This is a genomic window from Variovorax sp. IB41 (assembly GCF_016405905.1).
GTDB lineage: Bacteria > Pseudomonadota > Gammaproteobacteria > Burkholderiales > Burkholderiaceae_C > Variovorax.
The window spans coordinates 1-21,127 of record NZ_JAEFCB010000018.1 but is presented as its reverse complement, the minus strand read 5'-3'; the positions used below and the strand labels follow the sequence as shown (position 1 = coordinate 21,127).

The 21,127-nt window shown below is 66.1% G+C and carries 20 protein-coding genes; 2 read left to right on the top strand and 18 right to left on the bottom strand.

The genetic code is table 11. The features are described 5' to 3' along the window. Positions 1-22 precede the first annotated feature (22 nt). The 5 genes from JC881_RS25240 to JC881_RS25220 all read right to left on the bottom strand — a co-directional run bounded on the left by JC881_RS25240 (position 23) and on the right by JC881_RS25220 (position 5,522). Entirely contained in the window at positions 23-505 is a 483-nt protein-coding gene (locus JC881_RS25240; protein ID WP_198788463.1) for a GNAT family N-acetyltransferase, read from the bottom strand. After that, on the bottom strand, positions 502-1,839 hold the full coding sequence (gene glmM, locus JC881_RS25235; protein WP_198788462.1) for a phosphoglucosamine mutase: 1,338 nt from the start codon (positions 1,837-1,839) through the stop codon (positions 502-504). The genes JC881_RS25240 and glmM overlap by 4 nt, the downstream gene beginning before the upstream one ends. Next, on the bottom strand, positions 1,836-2,651 hold the full coding sequence (folP, locus tag JC881_RS25230) for a dihydropteroate synthase (RefSeq protein WP_198788461.1): 816 nt from the start codon (positions 2,649-2,651) through the stop codon (positions 1,836-1,838). The genes glmM and folP overlap by 4 nt, the downstream gene beginning before the upstream one ends. Before the next feature lie 118 nt (positions 2,652-2,769). After that, positions 2,770-4,686: an ATP-dependent zinc metalloprotease FtsH gene (ftsH, locus tag JC881_RS25225; RefSeq protein WP_198788460.1), complete on the bottom strand. Its 1,917-nt coding sequence runs from the start codon at positions 4,684-4,686 to the stop codon at positions 2,770-2,772. Positions 4,687-4,853: 167 nt separating this feature from the next. Further along, entirely contained in the window at positions 4,854-5,522 is a 669-nt protein-coding gene (locus tag JC881_RS25220) for an RlmE family RNA methyltransferase (RefSeq protein WP_198788459.1), read from the bottom strand. Positions 5,523-5,610: 88 nt separating this feature from the next. Between JC881_RS25220 and JC881_RS25215 the strand changes: the two genes are divergently transcribed. Then, positions 5,611-6,090 (top strand): YhbY family RNA-binding protein, encoded by a 480-nt coding sequence (locus JC881_RS25215; RefSeq protein ID WP_198788458.1) that lies wholly within the window; start codon positions 5,611-5,613, stop codon positions 6,088-6,090. A 41-nt stretch (positions 6,091-6,131) separates the two neighbouring features. Beyond that, the gene (locus tag JC881_RS25210) at positions 6,132-6,851 is read left to right on the top strand and encodes a glycosyltransferase (RefSeq protein WP_198788457.1); all 720 of its coding nucleotides are present in this window, start codon (positions 6,132-6,134) and stop codon (positions 6,849-6,851) included. Positions 6,852-6,904: 53 nt separating this feature from the next. Here the strand turns inward: JC881_RS25210 and JC881_RS25205 are convergent, their stop codons facing one another. From JC881_RS25205 to bamA, 13 genes are all read right to left on the bottom strand, one after another. Next, the gene (locus JC881_RS25205) at positions 6,905-7,321 is read right to left on the bottom strand and encodes a DUF4149 domain-containing protein (RefSeq protein ID WP_198788456.1); all 417 of its coding nucleotides are present in this window, start codon (positions 7,319-7,321) and stop codon (positions 6,905-6,907) included. Between the two features lie 23 nt (positions 7,322-7,344). Beyond that, positions 7,345-7,821 carry a transcription elongation factor GreA gene (greA, locus tag JC881_RS25200; RefSeq protein ID WP_198788455.1) on the bottom strand — a complete coding sequence of 159 codons (477 nt, stop codon included), beginning with the start codon at positions 7,819-7,821 and terminating at the stop codon, positions 7,345-7,347. 64 nt (positions 7,822-7,885) lie between these two features. Continuing rightward, a complete protein-coding gene (locus JC881_RS25195; protein ID WP_198788454.1) occupies positions 7,886-8,755 on the bottom strand; it encodes a Kdo hydroxylase family protein in 870 nt (289 codons plus the stop codon). Between the two features lie 8 nt (positions 8,756-8,763). Continuing rightward, positions 8,764-12,012, bottom strand: coding sequence for a carbamoyl-phosphate synthase large subunit (carB, locus tag JC881_RS25190; RefSeq protein ID WP_198788453.1), 3,249 nt, complete (start codon positions 12,010-12,012; stop codon positions 8,764-8,766). Continuing rightward, the gene (carA, locus tag JC881_RS25185; RefSeq protein WP_198788452.1) at positions 12,005-13,207 is read right to left on the bottom strand and encodes a glutamine-hydrolyzing carbamoyl-phosphate synthase small subunit; all 1,203 of its coding nucleotides are present in this window, start codon (positions 13,205-13,207) and stop codon (positions 12,005-12,007) included. The genes carB and carA overlap by 8 nt, the downstream gene beginning before the upstream one ends. Positions 13,208-13,345: 138 nt before the next feature. Beyond that, the gene (locus JC881_RS25180) at positions 13,346-14,131 is read right to left on the bottom strand and encodes a TrmH family RNA methyltransferase (RefSeq protein WP_198788451.1); all 786 of its coding nucleotides are present in this window, start codon (positions 14,129-14,131) and stop codon (positions 13,346-13,348) included. A 7-nt stretch (positions 14,132-14,138) separates the two neighbouring features. Continuing rightward, the gene (gene rnhB, locus JC881_RS25175; RefSeq protein ID WP_198788450.1) at positions 14,139-14,858 is read right to left on the bottom strand and encodes a ribonuclease HII; all 720 of its coding nucleotides are present in this window, start codon (positions 14,856-14,858) and stop codon (positions 14,139-14,141) included. Next, positions 14,830-15,978, bottom strand: coding sequence for a lipid-A-disaccharide synthase (gene lpxB / locus JC881_RS25170; RefSeq protein ID WP_198788449.1), 1,149 nt, complete (start codon positions 15,976-15,978; stop codon positions 14,830-14,832). The genes rnhB and lpxB overlap by 29 nt, the downstream gene beginning before the upstream one ends. Positions 15,979-15,988: 10 nt before the next feature. Then, positions 15,989-16,777: an acyl-ACP--UDP-N-acetylglucosamine O-acyltransferase gene (gene lpxA / locus JC881_RS25165; RefSeq protein WP_198788448.1), complete on the bottom strand. Its 789-nt coding sequence runs from the start codon at positions 16,775-16,777 to the stop codon at positions 15,989-15,991. Between the two features lie 23 nt (positions 16,778-16,800). Continuing rightward, positions 16,801-17,274, bottom strand: coding sequence for a 3-hydroxyacyl-ACP dehydratase FabZ (gene fabZ, locus JC881_RS25160; RefSeq protein ID WP_198788447.1), 474 nt, complete (start codon positions 17,272-17,274; stop codon positions 16,801-16,803). Further along, positions 17,271-18,248 carry a UDP-3-O-(3-hydroxymyristoyl)glucosamine N-acyltransferase gene (gene lpxD, locus JC881_RS25155; RefSeq protein WP_198788446.1) on the bottom strand — a complete coding sequence of 326 codons (978 nt, stop codon included), beginning with the start codon at positions 18,246-18,248 and terminating at the stop codon, positions 17,271-17,273. The genes fabZ and lpxD overlap by 4 nt, the downstream gene beginning before the upstream one ends. Positions 18,249-18,262: 14 nt before the next feature. Beyond that, entirely contained in the window at positions 18,263-18,808 is a 546-nt protein-coding gene (locus JC881_RS25150; RefSeq protein WP_198788445.1) for an OmpH family outer membrane protein, read from the bottom strand. Then, positions 18,809-21,127, bottom strand: a 2,319-nt coding sequence (gene bamA, locus JC881_RS25145) for an outer membrane protein assembly factor BamA (protein ID WP_198788444.1), incomplete at its 5' end; no start/stop codon positions are given.

The following is a 21,127-nucleotide window of genomic DNA, read 5'->3' as shown; positions in this document are numbered from 1 at the left end:
TTCGCCCCGGCCTTTTTCTTTTTCAGAGCTTCTTCTGAAGAAAGACCGCCTGGCCGAAAGCCGGATCGAGCTGGAAGCCGGCGAACCCCTCGCGCTCATAGGAGCGCAGCGCCGGTGCGTTGCCCGACAACACTTCGAGCGTGAGCTTGCAGGCGCCCCGCCTGCGTGCCTCTTCTTCCACCAACGCGAACATCTGCTGCGCCACGCGCTGGCCGCGGTGGCTGGGCCGCACGACCACGTCGTGCACGTTGACCAGCAGCTTGCAAGCGAAGGTCGAAAAACCCTCGATGCAATTGATCAGCCCCACGGGCGTGTCGCCATCGAAGGCCAACACGCTGAAGGCCTGTGGACGCGCCGCCAGCGCGGCCGGCAAGCCTTCGCGCACGGCGGCATCGAGCGGCGTGCCGCCGCCGGCCGGGTCGCGGGCGTAGGTGTCGAGCAGGTCGACCAGCGCCGCGGCCTGCGCCGCGTCGCGGCAGTCAGCGATCAGGGTCTGGATGCTCATGGCGCCGGCTCCAGCGTGGCCGCGAGGCGTTGTGCGCACGACTGCGACTGCGCCGCGTCGCGCGCCTCGACCATCACGCGAACCAGCGGCTCGGTGCCGCTCGCGCGGATCAGCACGCGGCCGCCGTCGCCCAGCTCGGCCTCGATGCGCTGCGTTTCGCTGGCCAGCGCCTTGTTGTCCTTCCAGTCCTGGCCGGGCGCGAGGCGCACGTTGATCAGCGTCTGCGGGAACAGCGTGACGCCTTCGAGCAGCTGCGCCACCGTCTTGCCGCTGCGCACGCACGCCTGCAGCACCTGCAGCGCGCTCACGATGCCGTCGCCCGTGGTGTGCCGGTCGAGTGCGAGCAGATGGCCGGAGCCTTCTCCGCCCAGGATCCAGCCGCGCTTGTCGAGCTCTTCGAGCACGTAGCGGTCGCCCACCTTGGCGCGCACGAACTCGATGCCCTGCCCGCGCAACGCGACTTCCACGGCCTTGTTGGTCATGAGCGTGCCGACCACGCCGACGGGCTTCTCGCCGCGCGCGATGCGCTCGGCCACCATCAGGTACAGCAGCTCGTCGCCGTTGAAGAGGCGGCCGCTGGCATCGACCAGCTGCAGGCGGTCGGCGTCGCCGTCCAGCGCGATGCCGTAGTCGGCCTTCTGCGCCGTCACCGCGGCGACCAGCGCCTCGGGATGCGTCGCGCCGAAGCCCTTGTTGATGTTGAGCCCGTCGGGCGCGCAGCCGATGCTGGTCACTTCGGCGCCCAGTTCGTGGAATACGTTGGGCGCCACCTGGTAGGCCGCGCCGTGCGCTGCATCGACCACGAGCTTCATGTCACGCAGCGTGAGGTCGTTGGCGAAGGTGCTCTTGCAGAACTCGATGTAGCGCCCGGGCGCGTCGTTCAGGCGGCGCGCCTTGCCGATGTCGGCGGAGGCGGCCCACACCGGTGCCTCTTCGAGCGCTGCCTCGACCGCCAGCTCCCAGGCGTCGTCCAGCTTGGTGCCCTGTGCACTGAAGAACTTGATGCCGTTGTCGGGAAAGGCGTTGTGGCTCGCGCTGATCACCACGCCGAGGCTGGCGCGCTGCGCCCGCGTGAGGTATGCGACGCCGGGCGTGGGCAGCGGGCCCAGCAGCACCACGTCGACACCGGCCGAATTGAAGCCCGACTCGAGCGCCGATTCGAGCATGTAGCCGGAAATGCGCGTGTCCTTGCCGATCAGCACCGTGGGGCGCGACTGGCTCTTCTTGAGCACGCGGCCCACGGCGTGCGCGAGACGCAGCACGAAGTCGGGCGTGATGGGCGACTGGCCAACCGTGCCGCGGATGCCGTCGGTGCCGAAGTATTTGCGGGTCATGGGGTTTCCTCTTTTGTCTGTTGTGGTTGTTGTTCTGTCGCTTTCATCGCGCGCCATACGGCCAGGGCTGCGACGGTGTCGCGCACGTCGTGCACGCGCACCACGGCGGCGCCGCGGTCCACGGCCAGCACAGCGGCTGCGACGCTGGGCACGATGCGCTCGCCCGCGGCCTCGATGCCGGTGACCGCGCCGATCGACGACTTGCGCGACCAGCCCAGCAGCAGCGGGTAGCCGGCGTCGAGCAACTCGCGCTGTCGGCCCAGCAGGGCGAAATTCTGCGCCACGGTTTTTCCGAAGCCCACGCCCGGGTCCAGCGTGATGCGCGACGGATCGATCTGCAGTGCGCGAAGCTGCGCCACCTGCGCGGCCCAGAACGCGATCACCTCGGGAATCACGTCGCCCTGCATGGGCACGGCCTGCATGGTCTGCGGATCGCGGTGCATGTGCATCAGGCAGATGCCGCACGACGGGTGCGCTGCAACGGCTTCGCGCGCGCCGGGCTGGCGCAGCGCCCAGATGTCGTTGACGATGTCCGCGCCCAGATCGAGCACGGCGCGCATGACCTCGGGCTTGTAGGTGTCGATGGAGAGCGGCACGTTCAGCTTCACAGCCTCGCGAACCACGGGCAGCACGCGCGCCAGCTCGGCGTCGAGCGGCACGGCCGGGCTGCCGGGGCGGGTCGATTCGCCGCCGATGTCGAGGATGTCGGCGCCCTCCTTCAGCAACTGCTCGCAGTGGCGCAGCGCGGTTTCGGTGGATGCATGCGCGCCCCCGTCGGAAAAGGAATCGGGCGTGACGTTGACGATGCCCATCACGCGGGGCTGCGCGAGGTCGATCCTGAAGCGCGAGGTCTGCCAGGCTGCGCCTGCACGGAGCTCACCATGGAAAACGGGGCCAGAGGCCCCGTTGTCGCTTGATTTCAAGCCCACCTCAAGCGGCGGTCGGCGCCGGGTCGGTATTGACGGCCGGCGTGCCGCCACTGCCACCGCTGCCCGAAGGAGGGGTGCGCGGCGTCCAGTCCTTGGGCGGACGCGGCGCGCGGCCGGCCATGATGTCATCGAGCTGCTCGGAATCGATGGTTTCCCATTCGAGCAGCGCCTTGGCCATCGCGTGCATCTTGTCGCTGTTCGCTTCGATCAGGTTGCGCGCCAGGGCGTACTGCTCGTCGATGATGCGGCGCACTTCGCCGTCGACCTTTTCCATGGTCTGCTCGCTCATGTTCGTGGTCTTGGTGACCGAGCGGCCGAGGAACACTTCACCTTCGTTCTCGGCGTAGACCATCGGGCCCAGCGCATCGGTCATGCCGTAGCGCGTGACCATGTCGCGGGCGATGGAGGTCGCGCGCTCGAAGTCGTTGCTGGCGCCGGTGGTCATCTGATGCATGAACACTTCTTCGGCGATACGGCCACCGAACAGCATGCTGATCTGGTTGAGCATGTACTCGCGGTCGTAGCTGTAGCGGTCCTGCGCGGGCAGGCTCATGGTCACGCCCAGAGCGCGGCCGCGCGGAATGATCGTGACCTTGTGCACCGGGTCGCACTTGGGCAGCAGCTTGCCGATGAGGGCGTGGCCGGACTCGTGGTAGGCCGTGTTGCGGCGCTCTTCCTCGGGCATGACCATGCTCTTGCGCTCGGGGCCCATGAAGATCTTGTCCTTGGCCTTCTCGAAGTCCTGCATTTCGACCACCCGCGCATTGCGGCGTGCGGCCATGAGGGCTGCTTCGTTGCAGAGGTTGGCCAGGTCGGCGCCGGACATGCCGGGCGTGCCGCGGGCGATCACGCTCGGGTTCACGTCCTGGCCCAGCGGGACCTTGCGCATGTGCACGCCCAGGATCTGTTCGCGGCCGCGGATGTCGGGCAGCGTGACATAGACCTGGCGGTCGAAACGGCCGGGGCGCAGCAGTGCGGCGTCCAGGATGTCCGGACGGTTGGTGGCGGCCACCACGATCACGCCGAGGTTGGTTTCGAAGCCGTCCATCTCGACCAGCATCTGGTTCAGGGTCTGTTCGCGCTCGTCGTTGCCGCCGCCGAGACCAGCGCCACGTTGACGACCCACCGCATCGATTTCGTCGATGAAGATGATGCAGGGTGCGTTCTTCTTGGCGTTCTCGAACATGTCGCGCACGCGGGCAGCACCCACGCCGACGAACATCTCAACGAAGTCGGAGCCGGAGATCGAGAAGAACGGAACCTTGGCTTCGCCGGCGATCGACTTGGCCAAGAGGGTCTTGCCGGTGCCGGGAGGGCCGACCAGCAGCAGACCGCGCGGAATGCGGCCGCCGAGTTTCTGGAAGCGCTGCGGGTCTTTCAGGAAGTCGACGACTTCGCGGACTTCTTCCTTGGCCTCGTCGCAGCCTGCGACGTCGGCGAAGGTGACCGTGTTGTTGTTCTCGTCCATCATGCGGGCCTTGCTCTTGCCGAAGCTGAACGCCCCGCCCTTGCCGCCGCCCTGCATCTGTCGCATGAAGTAGATCCAGACGCCGATCAGGAGGAGCATCGGGCCCCAGCTCACCAGGAGCGTCATGAGGAGCGAGCCCTCTTCGCGCGGCTTGACGTCGAACTTGACGTTGTGATCGATCAGGTCGCCCACGAGGCCGCGATCGAGGACCGTGGCGGTCGTGCGGATCTTGCGATCGTCGTTGGTGACGGCGACGATCTCGCCGCCGCCGGCGCCTTCAGGGATGACGGCGCTCTTGATCTGGTTGTTCCGGACCTGGTCCAGGAACTCGGAGTAGCTGACTGCTCCCGAGCCGACGCCACCGCGGGTGTCGAACTGCTTGAACACAGTGAACAACACCATGGCAATGACGAGCCATACGGCAACTTTGGAAAACCACTGATTGTTCAAACGAAGCTCCAGTCGAAAGCGCGTGACGAGGATATGAAAAAACGCGCTATGGGTACGCAATTGCGCCCCATTTTAGGCTTTTCAAGCTGCGAAAAACGGTCATTTCCCTAAAGCAGCCATAGCCTGACAAGGGTTTGCGTCCCCTGACGACCCGTGGCGGCAAGGTATCAAGGCGTATCCACGGCCTTCAAGCCCATTCCGACGAGGAAGGTCTCGGCCGATTTGTCGCGCGAAGCCTTGGGCTTGAACGGCTTGACGGTACGGAAACTGGCCTTGAACAGCTTGACCGATTCGTCATAGCCGCTCCCATGGAAAAGCTTGGCCACCAAGGCGCCCTCGGGCTTCAGGTGGTGCTGGGCAAAGTCGACGGCCAGCTCGATCAGGTGCGCGATGCGGGCGCCATCGGCCGAATGGATGCCTGAAATATTGGGCGCCATGTCAGAGACCACCAGATCGGCCTTCCGTCCCGCCAGCACGCCCAGCACCTGCTCCAGCAGCTCCGCCTCGCGGAAGTCCCCCTGGAGAAAAGTGACCCCTTCGATGGGCTCCATGGCCAGCATGTCGAGCGCGATGATGGTGCCGTTCAGCGTGCCGACCGCGGCGCCCTCGGGCGACATGCGCCGCCGCAGGTACTGGCTCCAGGCCCCCGGCGTGGAGCCCAGATCGACCACCAACTGGCCCGGCTTGACCAGCCCGAGCGACTCGTCGATTTCCTTGAGCTTGTAGGCAGCGCGTGCGCGATACCCCTCTCGCGTGGCCAATTTCACGTACGGATCATTGATGTGATCGTGAAGCCAGGCTTTGTTGACTTTTTTGCTTTTTGCTTTGGTGTTCATCAGGAACCTCCGTGCTCCGCGCTGCGGTATTTGCCTTGGGAACGGCCCGGCGGCTCAGGGGGTGCTTTCTACCCTCGATAATACGGGGATGCCCGCCATTCAACTTACCCCTGCCGAGCGCAAGGTGCACCGCGCCGAAGCTCACCACCTGGATCCGATCGTCATGGTCGGTGGAGACGGGCTCACCCCTGCCGTGAAAAAGGAAGCCGACGCGGCGCTCAAGGCCCATGGCCTGATCAAGGTGCGCGTCTTCTCCGACGACCGCCTCGCCCGCGACGCCATGCTGCGCGAGCTCGCCGAAGAGCTCGACGCCGCTCCGATCCAGCACATCGGCAAGCTCCTGGTGCTGTGGCGCCCGAAGCCCGAAAAAGAGCGCGTGGTCGATGAAGACCGCATGCCCGGCCCGCGCGACGTCAAGGTGCTGAAGTACAGCAAGCGCGGCGGCCAGCGCCCCGAGATCAAGACCCTGCGCGTGCTCGGCAACCAGCGCCTCACCCCCGGCGGCACCATCAAGCGCGCCAAGGCCAAGCGGCCGCTGTCGGCCAAGAAGCGCAACCAGTCGGACTGAGCCGGGTGGGAGCGCAAGGCGCCCAGCGCCATATCCTCTGCATGAAATGGGGCACGAAGTACGGCCCCGAATACGTCAACCGCCTTTACGGGATGGTGCGCCGCAATCTCATCGGCGACTTCAAGTTCGTCTGCCTGACCGATGACGGCACCGGCATCCGCCCCGAGGTGACGTGCCTGCCGATCCCGCCGCTGAACCTGCACCTGGCCCCCGGCCAGCGCGACGGCGCCTGGAAGAAGCTCACGACGCTCGAAGGCGACCTGCACGGACTGCGGGGCACCGCCCTCTTCCTGGACGTCGACGTGGTCGTCGTGGGCAGCCTGGATGCCTTCTTCGAGCAGCCCGGCGAGTTCCTGATCATTCACGACTACGCGCGTCCCTGGCGCGGCCGGCGGATCACCGGGAATTCTTCGGTTTACCGGTTCGAGCTGGGCGCCCATGCCGACGTGCTGGCGTACTTCCGGAACAACATGGACAAGGTCCAGGCCGAGTACCGCAACGAGCAGACCTACCTGTCCGCCATGCTGCACGCGCAGGGCAAGCTCTCCTACTGGCCCGACGCCTGGTGCCCGAGCTTCAAATACCACGGCATCCCTACCTGGCCGACCAACTACTGGGAAGCGCCCTTCGTTCCCGAGGACGCACGCATCATGATCTTTCATGGCGAGTGCAATCCGCCCGATGCGCTCGCGGGACGGCGCAATCGCGCCTTCCGCTACATCCGGCCGGCGAGCTGGGTCGCGAAGTTCTGGAAAGAGTGAGCGAGTGAACGGATGGCGGCGCAGGCCGCCATCGCCGCTCTATCGGCGGCTGGTCAGCGGCCGGGCCGAGCGCCCATGCGCCAGAGCAGCACCAGGGTGCACAGCCATTGGACGACATACATGCCGCTGCCGATGGTGTGCCACAGCTTGAGGTTCTCCCGCGCCAGGATGCGCGGCGCCACGGCGTACTGCTGGAGCAGCGCCAGCAGCAGCGCGCCGAGGACGATGCCGATGGAGGTCATCGTGGCCGCATCCATGCGCTCGTCGGCCTTGCTCCGGAAATGAATCAAGAGGATCAGGCCGCAGCCGATGGCGACCCAGCTCTGCGCCTCGAACAGCTGGCCGGCGAAATTGCCCGCGACTGCCGGGTTGCCAAGTTTGGCGAACAGCATCGGCACCACCAGGAAGCCGATCGTCGTGAGGCTGCCCCACCAGAAGGCGGCCAGCAGCAGGGCCAGGCGGTCTTTCATCAAGTCTCTGTCGGCTGGGGTGATCAGAGGTAGCGAACGGCCACGATCTCGTAGCGCTTCAAGCCACCAGGCGCCTGCACCTCGGCGGTGTCGCCCTCCTCCTTGCCGATCAGCGCGCGGGCGATCGGGCTGGAGATGTTGATGAGGCCCAGCTTCAGGTCGGCCTCGTCCTCGCCCACGATCTGGTACTTGACGGCTTCGCCCGACTCTTCTTCCTCGAGTTCCACGGTCGAGCCGAACACCACCTTGCCGCCGGCGTCGAGCTCGGTCGGATCGATGATCTGCGCAGCCGAGAGCTTGCCCTCGACCTCTTGGATGCGGCCTTCGATGAAGCCCTGGCGGTCCTTGGCGACCTCGTACTCGGCGTTCTCGCTCAGGTCGCCCTGCGCGCGGGCTTCGGAGATCGCGTTGATGACCCAGGGGCGCTCGACAGTCTTGAGCTGGTGCAGCTCGGCGCGCAGCTTTTCGGCACCGCGCTTGGTGATTGGAATGGTGGCCATGTTTGGTTCTCCATAAAGCGAAACCGCCGAACGATGCCGTTCGGCGGTCGATTGGGGGGACAGATCAGACGAGATTGCGTCCGGTCAGCCGGCTCAGGATGGCGAGCGGGCTCGAGTCGGGATTGTATTGCTTCGAAGCGGCCAGATGAAGGGTCTGCTCGAGCATGTACTGGCCCGCCATCACGGCGTGCGAGGTCTGGTCGGAAAAGCACACCCACACCGAGCCCGGCGAAAACTCGGCCTTCTCCTGCGGCGAGGTTTCCTGGTACGCCATGTCCGACTTCATGCCGTCGTGCAGCTGAAGCATCAGGTGGTCGTATTCGCTGCGGAACGACTTGGTCACGTGCAGTGCCTGCAGCAGCTTGGCCTGCCAGCGCACATAGGGCTTGACGCGCGGCAGGAAGCGCCTGGCGATGTCCTCGAAGGGCTCGCCCACGCGCCACACGCGCGGCGCGCCTTCGGGGTTCACGTTGGTGAACACGCGCAGGATGCGCTCGCCGTAATTGGGTCGCGACGGAAACGCATCGACGTGCAGCCGGCGGTCGTCCGCACGCCACGACTGCACGCGCGTCTCGACCTGTGCCGGCCGATAGCTCGTGGGCGCGAGGCGCAGGGCCGGCGTGTAGTGCGGCAGCAGGCCGTGTATCAGCTGCTGCGCCTGGGCGCGAAAGCGCCCCACCATCGCCGCCGCCGTGCGCTGCACCGCCTCGTCGCCGACGGCGCCCTTGAGCTTGCCGGTGGCGTCCAGGCTGATGTTGCGCACATCGGGTGACAGCAGAGCGGGCGTGAGCAGGCTGCGCTCTTCGGGCAGCAGCTCGAAGCCCAGGCGCGGAAAGTACAGCACCTTGCCCGCTTCCAGCGCCGCGATCCACGCCTCGTTGGGCGTGGCCGCGTTCCAGTCGTGGAGGTCGAGTTCGACGAGCTGCGTTTCCATGGCGGCGCTCAGGCTGCAGCGAGCTGCGCGTGCATCTCCTGCACCGAGATCACGCCCAGCTCGTCCATGAAGCCCATGCCCTCGACCGCGGCTTCGGCGCCGAAGATCGTGGTGAAGGTGGTCACGCGCGCCAGCAGTGCCGAGGTGCGAATCTGCCGCGAATCGGTGATGGCGTTGCGGCGCTCTTCCACCGTGTTGATGACCAGCGCAATCTCGTTGTTCTTGATCATGTCCACGATGTGCGGGCGGCCTTCGGTCACCTTGTTCACCGTCGCGCATTCGATGCCCGCAGCGGCAATGGCGGCGGCCGTGCCCTTGGTGGCGATCAGCTCGAAGCCCAGCTTGGCCAGGCCGCGCGCCACTTCGACGGCGCGCGCCTTGTCGTTGTTCTTCACCGAGATGAAGACCTTGCCCGACTTGGGCAGGTGCGTACCGGCACCGATCTGCGACTTCACGAAGGCTTCGCCGAAGGTCTTGCCCACGCCCATCACTTCGCCGGTCGACTTCATCTCGGGGCCGAGGATGGTGTCCACGCCCGGGAACTTGACGAACGGGAACACGGCTTCCTTCACGCTGAAGTACGGCGGCGTCACTTCCTTGGTCACGCCCTGCGACGCGAGCGACTGGCCGGCCATGCAGCGTGCCGCCACCTTGGCCAGCTGGATGCCCGTGGCCTTGCTCACGTAAGGCACGGTGCGCGACGCGCGCGGGTTCACTTCGAGCACGTAGATGACGTCCTTGCCGTCCTTCTGCTGGATCGCGAACTGCACGTTCATGAGGCCCACCACGTTCAGGGCGGCCGCCATGGCGGCGCTCTGGCGCTTGAGCTCGGCAATGGTCTCGGCGCTCAGGCTGTAGGGCGGCAGCGAGCAGGCGGAGTCGCCCGAGTGCACGCCGGCCTGTTCGATGTGCTCCATCACGCCGCCGATCAGCGTGCCGCCTTCGGCGTCGCGAATGCAGTCGACATCGCACTCGACGGCGTCGTTCAGGAAGCGGTCGAGCAGCACCGGCGAGTCGTTGCTGACCTTGACCGCTTCGCGCATGTAGCGCTCCAGGTCGCGTTGCTCGTGCACGATTTCCATCGCGCGGCCGCCGAGCACATAGCTCGGGCGCACCACCAGCGGGTAGCCCAGGGCCGCGGCCTTTTCGAGCGCTTCGGGTTCGGTGCGCGCGGTGGCGTTCGGCGGCTGGCGCAGGCCGAGCTCGTGCAGCAGCTTCTGGAAGCGCTCGCGGTCTTCGGCCGCGTCGATCATGTCGGGCGAGGTGCCGATGATCGGCACGCCGTTCGCTTCGAGGTCGAGTGCGAGCTTCAGCGGCGTCTGGCCGCCGTACTGCACGATCACGCCGAGCGGCTTTTCCTTGTCGACGATCTCCAGCACGTCTTCGAGCGTCAGCGGCTCGAAGTACAGGCGGTCGGAGGTGTCGTAATCGGTCGAGACGGTCTCTGGGTTGCAGTTGACCATGATGGTCTCGTAGCCGTCCTCGCGCATGGCGAGCGCGGCGTGCACGCAGCAGTAGTCGAACTCGATGCCCTGGCCGATGCGGTTGGGACCGCCGCCGAGCACCATGATCTTCTTCTTGTCCGTCGGGTCGGCCTCGCACTCGTCTTCATAGGTCGAGTACATGTAGGCCGTGTTGGTCGCGAACTCGGCCGCGCAAGTGTCCACGCGTTTGTAGACCGGGCGCACGCCCAGGGCGCGGCGCTTCTCGCGGATGGCCGTGTCGGTGGTCTTGAGCTGCTTGGCCAGGCGGCGGTCGGAGAAGCCCTTTTTCTTCAGCGCGAGCAGCGTGTCCTTGTCGATGTCGTCCAGCGACTTGGTTTCCAGCTCGAGCTCGATCTTCACGATCTCCTCGATCTGCACCAGGAACCACGGGTCGATCTTGGTCAGCGCAAACACTTCGTCCACGCTCAGGCCCATGGCGAAGGCATCGCCCACGTACCAGATGCGTTCGGGGCCGGGCTCGCCCAGTTCCTTCTCGAGCACTTCGCGGTCCTGCGTCTTCTCGTTCAGGCCATCGACGCCCACTTCGAGGCCGCGCAGGGCCTTCTGGAACGACTCCTGGAAGGTGCGGCCCATGGCCATGACCTCGCCCACCGACTTCATCTGCGTCGTCAGGCGCGAGTCGGCCTGCGGGAATTTCTCGAACGCGAAACGCGGGATCTTGGTGACCACGTAGTCGATCGACGGCTCGAACGACGCGGGCGTGGCGCCGCCGGTGATTTCGTTGCGCAGCTCGTCGAGCGTGTAGCCCACGGCCAGCTTGGCCGCGACCTTGGCGATCGGGAAACCCGTGGCCTTGGAGGCCAGCGCCGAGGAGCGCGAGACGCGCGGGTTCATCTCGATGACAACCATGCGGCCGTCCTTCGGATTGATGGAGAACTGCACGTTCGAGCCGCCGGTATCCACGCCGATCTCGCGCAGCACGGCCAGCGAGGCGTTGCGCAGGATCTGGTATTCCTTGTCGGAGAGCGTCTGCGCGGGGGCCACGGTGATCGAGTCGCCGGTGTGCACGCCCATCGGGTCGAGGTTCTCGATCGAGCAGACGATGATGCAGTTGTCGGCCTTGTCGCGCACGACCTCCATCTCGTACTCTTTCCAGCCGAGCAGCGACTCTTCGATCAGCAGCTCGTTGGTGGGCGAGGCTTCGATGCCGCGCTTGCAGATGGTCTCGAACTCGTCGGGGTTGTAGGCGATGCCGCCGCCCGTGCCGCCGAGCGTGAAGCTCGGGCGGATCACGGTCGGAAAGCCCAGCGTCTTCTGCACGGCCCAGGCTTCGTCCATCGTGTGCGCGATGCCCGAGCGGGCCGAACCGAGACCGATCTTGGTCATCGCGTCCTTGAACTTCAGGCGGTCCTCGGCCTTGTCGATGGCTTCGGGCGTCGCGCCGATGAGCTCGACCGGCTTGCCGGTGGCCGCGCCCGTGTACTTGTCGAGCACGCCGTTGCGCCAGAGGTCCAGCGCGCAGTTCAGCGCGGTCTGGCCGCCCATGGTCGGCAGGATCGCGTCGGGGCGTTCCTTGGCGATGATCTTCTCGACCGTCTGCCAGGTGATGGGCTCGATGTAGGTGACGTCGGCCGTGGCCGGGTCGGTCATGATCGTGGCGGGGTTGCTGTTGATCAGGATGACCTTGTAGCCCTCTTCGCGCAGCGCCTTGCAGGCCTGCACGCCGGAGTAGTCGAACTCGCAGGCCTGGCCGATGATGATCGGGCCGGCGCCGATGATGAGGATCGATTTGAGGTCTGTGCGCTTAGGCATTCTTCTGCTCCGTCTTTTCCGTCTTTTCTGTCTTGTTCTTTTCCATCAGTGCCGTGAAACGGTCGAACAGGTAGCCGATGTCGTGCGGACCCGGCGAGGCTTCCGGGTGGCCCTGGAAGCAGAACGCGGGCTTGTCGGTGCGCGCCAGCCCCTGCAGCGTGTTGTCGAACAGGCTGATGTGCGTGGGACGCAGGTTGGCCGGCAGCGACTTCTCGTCCACCGCGAAGCCGTGGTTCTGGCTGGTGATGCTCACGCGGCCGTTGTCCAGGTCCTTCACCGGGTGGTTCGCGCCGTGGTGGCCGAACTTCATCTTGAAGGTCTTGGCGCCCGAGGCGAGCGCCATGATCTGGTGACCCAGGCAAATGCCGAAGGTCGGGATGCCGGTCTCGATCAGTTCCTTGACGGCGCTGATGGCGTAGTCGCAAGGCTCCGGGTCGCCGGGGCCGTTGGCCAGGAAGATGCCGTCGGGTTTGAGCTTGAGCACGTCGGCGGCCGGGGTCTGCGCCGGCACGACAGTGATGCGCGCGCCGCGCTGCGCGATCATGCGCAGGATGTTCTTCTTGACGCCGTAGTCGAAGGCGACGACGTGGAATTTCGGCGTGATCTGCACGCCATAACCCGCGCCGAGCTTCCACTCGGTTTCGGTCCATTCGTAGGTCTCGGTGACCGACACCACCTTGGCGAGGTCCAGGCCCGCCATGCTCGGCGCGGCCTTGGCGGCGGCGATCGCCTTGTCGACGAGCGCCTGCGTCACCGCTTCGCCTTCGGTCAGGCCCAGGATGCAGCCGTTCTGCGCGCCGTGGGTGCGCAGGTGCCGCGTGAGCTTGCGGGTGTCGATGTTCGCGATGGCCACCGTCTTGCCGGCCACGAGGTATTCGCTCAGCGTGGCGGTCTGGCGGAAGTTGGAGGCGACGAGGGGCAGGTCCTTGATGATCAGGCCCGCGGCATGGATCTTGTCGGCTTCGATGTCTTCCCCGTTGACGCCGTAGTTGCCGATGTGCGGATACGTGAGGGTCACGATCTGCTGGCAGTAGCTCGGGTCGGTGAGGATTTCCTGGTAACCGGTCATGGCGGTGTTGAACACCACCTCACCGGTCGTGGAGCCGGCGGCTCCGATCGAATTGCCTTGAAAGACCGTGCCGTCTGCGAGCGCCAGGATGGCGGGCGGGAAACTTCCCTTGAGAGACAAAAGCACTGGGTTCTCCGGATGGTTACGGTCGCCCGGAGCCCCAGGCGCGTTGCCTGCGGACTTGCTTCAAGGGGATTTTGGCGTTAAAGGCGGCCGGGCGACGCTATTGCGAGTAAGCCCCCGATTGTAGCCCGGACTGGGGCCCTATCCGGCCTGAAGGGCCGCTCCGCTCGCATGCAGGCAGATGGCGGCGGCGGCGGCCACGTTCAGCGACTCCTCCCCGCCCGGCTGGGCGATGCGAATGTGATGCGTCGCCCGGGCTTCCAGCGCGGGGGAAACGCCCTGCCCCTCATGGCCCATCAGCCAGGCGCAGGGATACGGCAGGCGGGCTCTGTGCAGCCACTCGCCACGGTGCGAACTGGTGGCGAGCAGCGGAATCTTCAGTGCGTCCAGCGCATCGGCTTCGACGCCTTCGATCAGCCGCAGGCCGAAATGGGCCCCCATGCCGGCGCGCAGCACCTTCGGCGCCCAGAGCGCTGCAGTGCCCTTCAGCGCGATCACCTGGGTGAAGCCGAAAGCAGCCGCGCTGCGCAGGATGGAACCGGCATTGCCGGCGTCCTGCAGGCGGTCGAGCACCACGCTCGGGGCATCGGGGATCAGTTCCGGCCGCGCCGGCTGGTCGAGCACGAAGCCCATCGGCGCCGGCGATTCCAGCCCGCTGACGCCGCGCAGCAGATCGTCGGCGACGACTACGGTTTTGATAGCACTCGCACCCCACTCTGCTGGGGCGGTCGGCCAGAAAGACTCCGAAAACACCGCGATCGCCGGTTTGACGCCGCGCGCCAGCGCCGCGCGGCACAGGTGATCGCCTTCGAGCCAGATGCGCCCGAGCTTGCGGTAGGCGCCCGGATCCTGGGCGAGCTTGCGCAGGTCCTTGAGCAGCGGGTTGTCGCGCGAGCTGATGTGGCTCGCGCCGGCGTCGGTCGTCATCGGCGGATCAGGGCGCGGCGCGCAGGTCGAGGTGCACGGTCTCGACCGTCGCGATCACCATTGGCATCGCCGTTTGCGTTTCGATGACCAGCGAAGCGCCGGCCGCCGTTCGCGTCAGCGCCGCGGCCACCGGGCTGAACGACCGGCGGTGATGCACGCAGGCGCCGTGTTTCAGCAGCGCCTCGAGGTGCTCTGGCGTGCCGTAGCCCTTGTGGCCGGCAAAGCCGTAGTGCGGGAATTCGGTGTGCAGCTGCTCGCACAGCCGGTCGCGATGGACCTTGGCCAGGATCGACGCGGCCGAAATTGCCTTGATGAGCGCATCGCCCTTGACCACGGCTTCAGCCAGCACGTCCAGCGTCGGCAGGCGATTGCCGTCGACCAGCACCTTGGCGGGCTTCAGGCGCAGGCCCTCGACGGCGCGGCGCATGGCGATCATCGTGGCCTGCAGGATGTTGTGGGTGTCGATTTCCTCGACGCTCGCCTGCGCGATGGAGCAGCACAGGGCTTTGGCGAGGATCTGGTCGTGCAGGCGTTCGCGCTGCAGCGGCGTGAGGGTCTTGGAATCGGCCAGGCCGCGGATCGGCCGCGTGTCGTCGAGGATCACCGCCGCGGCCACCACGGGGCCCGCCAGCGGGCCGCGGCCGGCCTCGTCGACGCCCGCGAGCAGTCCCGGCGCGTCCCACACCAGGCGGGCCTGCTCAGCCTTCAAGAACTTTCTGGATCGCATCGGCGCAAAGTGTCGGCGTATCGCGCTGCAATTGCACGTGCAGCTCGGAAAATCTTTGTTGCAGGGCCTGCGTCTTTTCGGGCGCGTCGAGCCAGGCCAGCGTAGCCTGGGCCAGCGCCTCGGGCGTGGCGGCTTCCTGCAGCAACTCGGGCACCACGAATTCGCGGCAAAGGATATTGGGCAATCCGACCCACGGCTGCAACTGCTTGCGCTGCATCAGGCGCCACGAGAGCCCGTTCATGTTGTACGCGATGACCATCGGCCGCTTGAAGAGCGCCGCCTCCAGCGTGGCGGTGCCGCTGGCGATCAGCGTGACGTCGCAGGCGGCCAGCGCGGCGTGCGACTGACCGTCGAGCAGCTTCACCCGGCCCGCCATGCCGCTCGCCTGGAGCAAGGCGTCGACCTCGGCGCGCAGGCTGGGGATGATGGGCGCCACGAACTGGAGTTCGGGCCGCGCCTTCTGCATCAGCGCGGCGGCCGCGAAGAAACGGGCGGCCAGGTAGCGGATCTCGGAGCGGCGGCTGCCCGGCAGCAAGGCGACGACCTGCGCATCGTGCGCCAGGCCCAGTGCGGCGCGCGCCGCGGCGCGGTCGGGCGTCATCGGGATCACGTTGGCAATCGGATGTCCCACGTAGCTTGCGGCCACGCCCTGCTTTTCGAGCAGTTCGGGCTCGAACGGAAAGATGCACAGCACATGGTCGGCGGCCGCCCGGATCTTCTCGATGCGCTTGGGACGCCAGGCCCAGATCGAGGGGCAGACGAAATGCACGGTCTTGATGCCCTGGCTGCGCAGGCCCGCTTCGAGATCGAGGTTGAAATCGGGCGCATCGACGCCGATGAAGAGCGCGGGCCGCTCCTGCAGCAGCCGTGCCTTGAGCTGGCGGCGGATGCCGGCGATTTCGGCGTAGTGCCGCAGCACCTCGATGTAGCCGCGCACCGCGAGCTTTTCCTGCGGCCACCAGCTCTTAAAGCCGTGCGCGAGCATGCGGGGGCCGCCGATGCCGGCGGTCTGGAGATCGGGCCAACGGGCCTGCAGGCCATCGAGGAGAAGCCCCGCGAGCAGGTCGCCGGACGCTTCGCCCGCGACCAGCGCGAAGCGTCGCTGTTCGGCTGTCTGCATCGGCGTCACGTCAACGCGCGATGCCGCGCGTGGAGCTGGCGAGGAAGGATTCCATCAAGGCGACGTCTGCCGCCGCCTCGGGCATCTCGGCGGTCAGCGCGGCGATGCCTGCGCGCGCCTCTTCGAGCGTCTTGCCCTGGCGGTACAGCAGCTTGTGCATCTGCTTGACCGCTGCGAGCCGCTGCGCCGAGAAATCGCGCCGGCGCAAGCCCACGACATTGAAGCCGCGAACCGCCAGCGGATTGCCGTCGACCAGCATGAAGGGCGGCACGTCCTGCGAAACCGCGCTCGCGAAGCCGACCATGGCGTGCGCGCCGACCGAGACGAACTGATGGATGCCGGTGAGCCCGCCGACCGTGACCCAATCGGCCAGGTGCACGTGGCCCGCGAGCGTCGTGTTGTTGGCCAGCGTGGTGTGGTTGTCGACATGGCAGTCGTGCGCAATGTGCGTGTACGCCATGATCCAGTTGTCGTTGCCCACGCGGGTCACGCCCCCTGCCCCCGGCACGCCGAGGTTGAAGGTGCAGAACTCGCGAATGACGTTGCGGTCGCCGATGACCAGCTCGGTCGGCTCGCCCGCGTATTTCTTGTCCTGCGGGATCGCGCCGAGCGAGGAGAACTGGAAGATCCGGTTGTCGCGCCCGATGGTCGTGCGTCCCTCGATCACGCAATGCGCGCCGATGGTGGTGCCCGCCCCGACGCGCACGTGCGGGCCGATGACGGTGTAGGGGCCGACCGAAACCGAGGCGTCCAGCTGTGCCTGGGGGTCGACGAGCGCTGTCGAATGAACCTGGGTCATGCCTTGAAGTGACAGGGGCCGGGTCAGCTGATCTGGCGCATCGCGCACATCAGCGTGGCTTCGCAGGCCAGTTCGCTGCCCACCAGCGCGCGGCCCTTGAACTTGGAGATGCCGGCCTTCATGCGTTCGATCTCGACTTCGAGCGTGAGCTGGTCGCCGGGCTCCACGGGGCGCTTGAAGCGCGCGCCGTCGATGGCGGCGAAGTAGTAGACGGTGTTGTCGTCGGGCACGATATCGAGCGAATGGAACGACAGCAGCGCCGCGGCCTGCGCCATGGCTTCGAGCATCAGCACGCCCGGCATCACCGGACGGTGCGGGAAATGGCCGTTGAAGAACGGCTCGTTCATCGTCACGTTCTTGAGCGCCGTGATGCGCTTGCCCTTTTCCATGCCCAGCACGCGGTCCACCAGCAGGAACGGGTAGCGGTGGGGGAGCAGCTTGAGGATTTGATGGATATCGAGCGTCGTCATGATTTTCTGTTCCTGCATCGTCGTCATTTTTTCGGGGGAGCCTTCTCCAGCGCCTTCAGTCGTTCGCGCAGGCTGTGCAACTGCTTGAGCGTTGCCGCATTTTTTTCCCAGCTCGCATTGTCATCGATGGGAAACATGCCGGTGTACTGGCCGGCCTTGTGAATCGATCGGGTCACGGTGGTCGCGGCGGACACGTGCACGCCGTCGGCCACCGTCAGATGGCCCAGCACGATGGCGCCGCCGCCGAAGGTGCAGTTGGCGCCGATGGTGGCACTGCCGGCCACGCCGACGCAGCCCGCCATGGCGGTGTTCTTGCCGACGCGCACGTTGTGGCCGATCTGGATCAGGTTGTCGAGCTTCACGCCGTCTTCGATCACGGTGTCGTCGAGCGCGCCGCGGTCGATGCAGGTGTTGGCGCCGATCTCCACGTCGTTGCCGATGCGCACCGCGCCCAGCTGCTCGATCTTGACCCAGGCACCCTGGTGCAGCGCCAGGCCGAAGCCGTCGGCGCCGATCACCACGCCCGGGTGCAGCAGGCAGCGATCGCCGATCGTGCAGTCTTCGCTGACCGTCACGCGCGACTTGAGCACCGTGCCCGCGCCGATCCGTGCGCCCCGCTCCACCACGCAGAGCGCGCCGATGCGCGCCGTGGTGTCGACGTGCGCTTCCGGATGGATCACGGCGGACGGGTGGATGAGATCGGCCTCCGGGCGCGCGTGGTGCGCCTTCCAGAGCTGCGTCAGGCGCGCAAAGTAGAGGTAAGGGTCGGGCGTGACGATGAACGCCCCCCGCGCGGCAGCGGCCTCCTGCATGGCAGGCGACACGATCACGCAGGCGGCCTTGGAGGCCGCCAGTTCCTGCTGGTATTTGGGATGGCTCAGGAAACTGAGCGCATCGGGCTGTGCATTCTGGAGCGGCGAGAGCCGCTCGATGGACAGCGTGGCATCGCCATGAAGCTCGCCCCCCAGGGCGTCAACGATGGCTCCAAGCTGCAGCGACACGCCGGTTCGCGGCGTTACTTGCCGGCCGCGGGCGCTGTGGAGCCGACCGACGCGTTCAGCGCCTTGATCACCTTGTCGGTGATGTCGTGCTTCGGATTGATGTAGATCGCTTCCTGCAGGATGGCGTCGTACTTTTCAGCTTCGGCCACTTGCTTGACGACGCGGTTGGCGCGTTCGTAGACCTGCTGGAGCTCTTCGTTCTTGCGCGCATTCAGGTCTTCCTGGAACTCGCGGCGACGGCGCTGGAATTCGCGGTCCTGGTCGATCAGCGCCTTCTGGCGCGTTGCCCGCTGGCTTTCGGAGATGGTCGGCGCTTCGCGCTCGAACCGCTCCGAGGCCGTCTTCAGTGCGTCGCCTTGCGCGGTCAGGTCCTTCTCGCGCTTGAGGAACTCGGCTTCCAGCTTCGCCTGGGCCGCCTTGGCCGGCTGCGCTTCACGCAGCACGCGGTCCGGATTCACGAAGCCGATGCGAAAGGTTTCCTGCGCCTGTGCAGGCGCAGCCACGATCGCGAAAGCGGGAATCAACAACGCGCCAGCCGCGGCGCGAATCAAATGCTTCATTTAGAAAGACGTTCCGATCTGGAATTGCAAGCGCTGGATTCTATCCTTCGGGATCACGATGAAGCCGGTGTTCGGATCGAGCACTTCCTTTTGCGACTTGACGGGGAAAGCGTACGCAAGGCGCAGCGGGCCCAGCGGCGAAATCCAGCTGATACCGAGGCCGACCGAGGCGCGCAACTTCTTCTGCGCCTTGTACTGTTCGTCGGTCAGACCCGGAGCGCGCGAGCCGAACACATTGCCCACGTCGAAGAAGCCGTACAGGCGCAGGGTCCGGTCATTGCCGGCACCCGGGAACGGCGTGCTGAGTTCGGCGTTGAAGACCGCCTTCTTGGTACCGCCCAGTGCGGCACCTTCGGTCTGGCCGAGCAACGGCACGTCGCGCGGGCCGAGCGAGTTCTGCTCGAAGCCGCGGATCGAACCCAGGCCACCCGCATAGAAGTTCTTGAAGATCGGGTAGACCTTGCTGCCCAGGGCCTTCGCGTAGCCCACATCGCCGTTGATGGCGAAGGTGTACTGCTTGTTGATCGCGAAGAACTGCTGGTACTGGTAGTTCGTCTTGACGTATTGCATGTCGCCGGCGGCGCCGACTTCGAGGTTGGCACGCTGCAGGCGACCGGTCGTCGGGATCAGCGCGCTGTCCCGGCTGTCGCGGCCCCAGCCAACGGTGAGAGGCACGCCCCACACGCTCTTCTGGTCGCAACCGGTCACGAACAGGCCTGTCGCATCCTTCTCGCACTGGAAGTAGCGAAGGTAGGACGGCGGCGTGTAGAGCCCGGAGAACGAGGTCGAGGTGTTCGGATCGAACGCATACCGCTCGAGCCCGATGCCGAAGAAGATGGTGTCGACTTCGCTGAACGGCACGCCGAAACGGATCGACGCGCCCTGGTTCACCAGCTTGTAGTCGCCGTCGATGTTGGTCGAGTACGGGCGCGTGGTCGTGTGATAGACGCTGATCGTGCGCGAGATGCCGTCCTTCGTGAAGTACGGGTCGGTGGTCGTCAGCGACAGCGTGCGGTTGTACTTGCTGGTGTTGACCGACACGCCCAGGAAATTACCCGAACCGAACACGTTTTCCTGCGAGATGCCGAAGGTCAGCGCGACCTTTTCCGCGCTCGAGTAACCGGCGCCCAGTTGCAGGCTGCCGGTGGGCTTTTCAGCCACGTTGACGGTCAGGTCCACCTGGTCGGGCGAGCCAGGCACTTCCTGGGTCTCGACGTTCACTTCGGTGAAGAAGCCCAGGCGGTCCACGCGGTCGCGCGAGAGCTTGATCTTGTCGCCGTCGTACCAGGAGGCCTCGAACTGGCGGAACTCACGGCGGATCACTTCGTCGCGGGTCTTGTTGTTGCCGCCGACGGACACGCGGCGCACGTACACGCGGCGCGAAGGCTCGGCCTGCAGCGTGAGCGTGACGCGGTTGTTGACGCGGTCGATATCGGGCACGGCCTGCACGCGGGCGAAGGCGTAGCCGAAGGTGCCGAAATAGTCGCTGAACGCCTTGGTGGTTTCCGTGACCAGTTCACCGTTGTAGGGCTCGCCGGGCTTGATGGTGATCAGCGACTTGAATTCGTCGTCGCGGCCCAGGTAGTTGCCGTTGAGCTTGACGCCGGCCACCACGAACTTCTCGCCTTCGGTGATGTTGACCGTGACCGACAGGTCCTTGCGGTCCGGCGAGATGGCCACCTGGGTCGAATCGATGCGGAACTCGAGGTAGCCGCGCGTGATGTAGTACGAGCGCAGCGTTTCGAGGTCGGCATTGAGCTTGGCGCGCGAGTACTGGTTGGACTTGGTGTACCAGCTCATGAAGCCGCCGCTGTCCTGGTCGAACAGGCTCAGCAGCGTCGATTCGCTGAAGGCCTTGCCACCGACGATGTGGACTTCGCGGATGCGCGCCGAATCGCCTTCGGTGACGGTGAACGTCAGGTTGACGCGGTTGCGCTCGATGGGCGTGACGGTCGTCACGACCTGCGCGTTGTAGAGGCTGCGGCTCACGTACTGGCGCTTGAGCTCCTGCTCCGCACGGTCGGCCAGCGCCTTGTCGTAGGGACGGCCATCGGTGAGGCCCACTTCGCGCAATGCCTTCTGCAGCGCTGCCTTGTCGAATTCCTTGGTGCCGACGAAATCGACGTCCGCGATGGTCGGGCGCTCTTCGACGATCACCACCAGCACGTTGCCGTTCACGTCGATGCGGACGTCCTTGAACAACCCCAGGTCGAACAGCGCGCGAATGGCGGCCGAGCCGCGTTCGTCGCTGTAGGTATCGCCCACGCGCACTGGCAGCGACGCGAAGATCGTGCCGGCCTCGACGCGTTGCAAGCCTTC

Excerpts from the sequence above, each read along its gene's own strand:
- JC881_RS25240 (WP_198788463.1), bottom strand. The coding sequence starts at position 505 with ATGAGCATCCAGACCCTGATCGCTGACTGCCGCGACGCGGCGCAGGCC.
- glmM (WP_198788462.1), bottom strand. The coding sequence starts at position 1,839 with ATGACCCGCAAATACTTCGGCACCGACGGCATCCGCGGCACGGTTGGC.
- folP (WP_198788461.1), bottom strand. The coding sequence starts at position 2,651 with ATGGGCATCGTCAACGTCACGCCCGATTCCTTTTCCGACGGGGGCGCG.
- JC881_RS25220 (WP_198788459.1), bottom strand. The coding sequence starts at position 5,522 with ATGAACACCAAAGCAAAAAGCAAAAAAGTCAACAAAGCCTGGCTTCAC.
- JC881_RS25215 (WP_198788458.1), top strand. The coding sequence starts at position 5,611 with ATGCCCGCCATTCAACTTACCCCTGCCGAGCGCAAGGTGCACCGCGCC.
- JC881_RS25210 (WP_198788457.1), top strand. The coding sequence starts at position 6,132 with ATGAAATGGGGCACGAAGTACGGCCCCGAATACGTCAACCGCCTTTAC.
- JC881_RS25205 (WP_198788456.1), bottom strand. The coding sequence starts at position 7,321 with ATGAAAGACCGCCTGGCCCTGCTGCTGGCCGCCTTCTGGTGGGGCAGC.
- greA (WP_198788455.1), bottom strand. The coding sequence starts at position 7,821 with ATGGCCACCATTCCAATCACCAAGCGCGGTGCCGAAAAGCTGCGCGCC.
- JC881_RS25195 (WP_198788454.1), bottom strand. The coding sequence starts at position 8,755 with ATGGAAACGCAGCTCGTCGAACTCGACCTCCACGACTGGAACGCGGCC.
- carB (WP_198788453.1), bottom strand. The coding sequence starts at position 12,012 with ATGCCTAAGCGCACAGACCTCAAATCGATCCTCATCATCGGCGCCGGC.
- JC881_RS25180 (WP_198788451.1), bottom strand. The coding sequence starts at position 14,131 with ATGACGACCGACGCCGGCGCGAGCCACATCAGCTCGCGCGACAACCCG.
- rnhB (WP_198788450.1), bottom strand. The coding sequence starts at position 14,858 with ATGCGATCCAGAAAGTTCTTGAAGGCTGAGCAGGCCCGCCTGGTGTGG.
- lpxB (WP_198788449.1), bottom strand. The coding sequence starts at position 15,978 with ATGCAGACAGCCGAACAGCGACGCTTCGCGCTGGTCGCGGGCGAAGCG.
- lpxA (WP_198788448.1), bottom strand. The coding sequence starts at position 16,777 with ATGACCCAGGTTCATTCGACAGCGCTCGTCGACCCCCAGGCACAGCTG.
- fabZ (WP_198788447.1), bottom strand. The coding sequence starts at position 17,274 with ATGACGACGATGCAGGAACAGAAAATCATGACGACGCTCGATATCCAT.
- JC881_RS25150 (WP_198788445.1), bottom strand. The coding sequence starts at position 18,808 with ATGAAGCATTTGATTCGCGCCGCGGCTGGCGCGTTGTTGATTCCCGCT.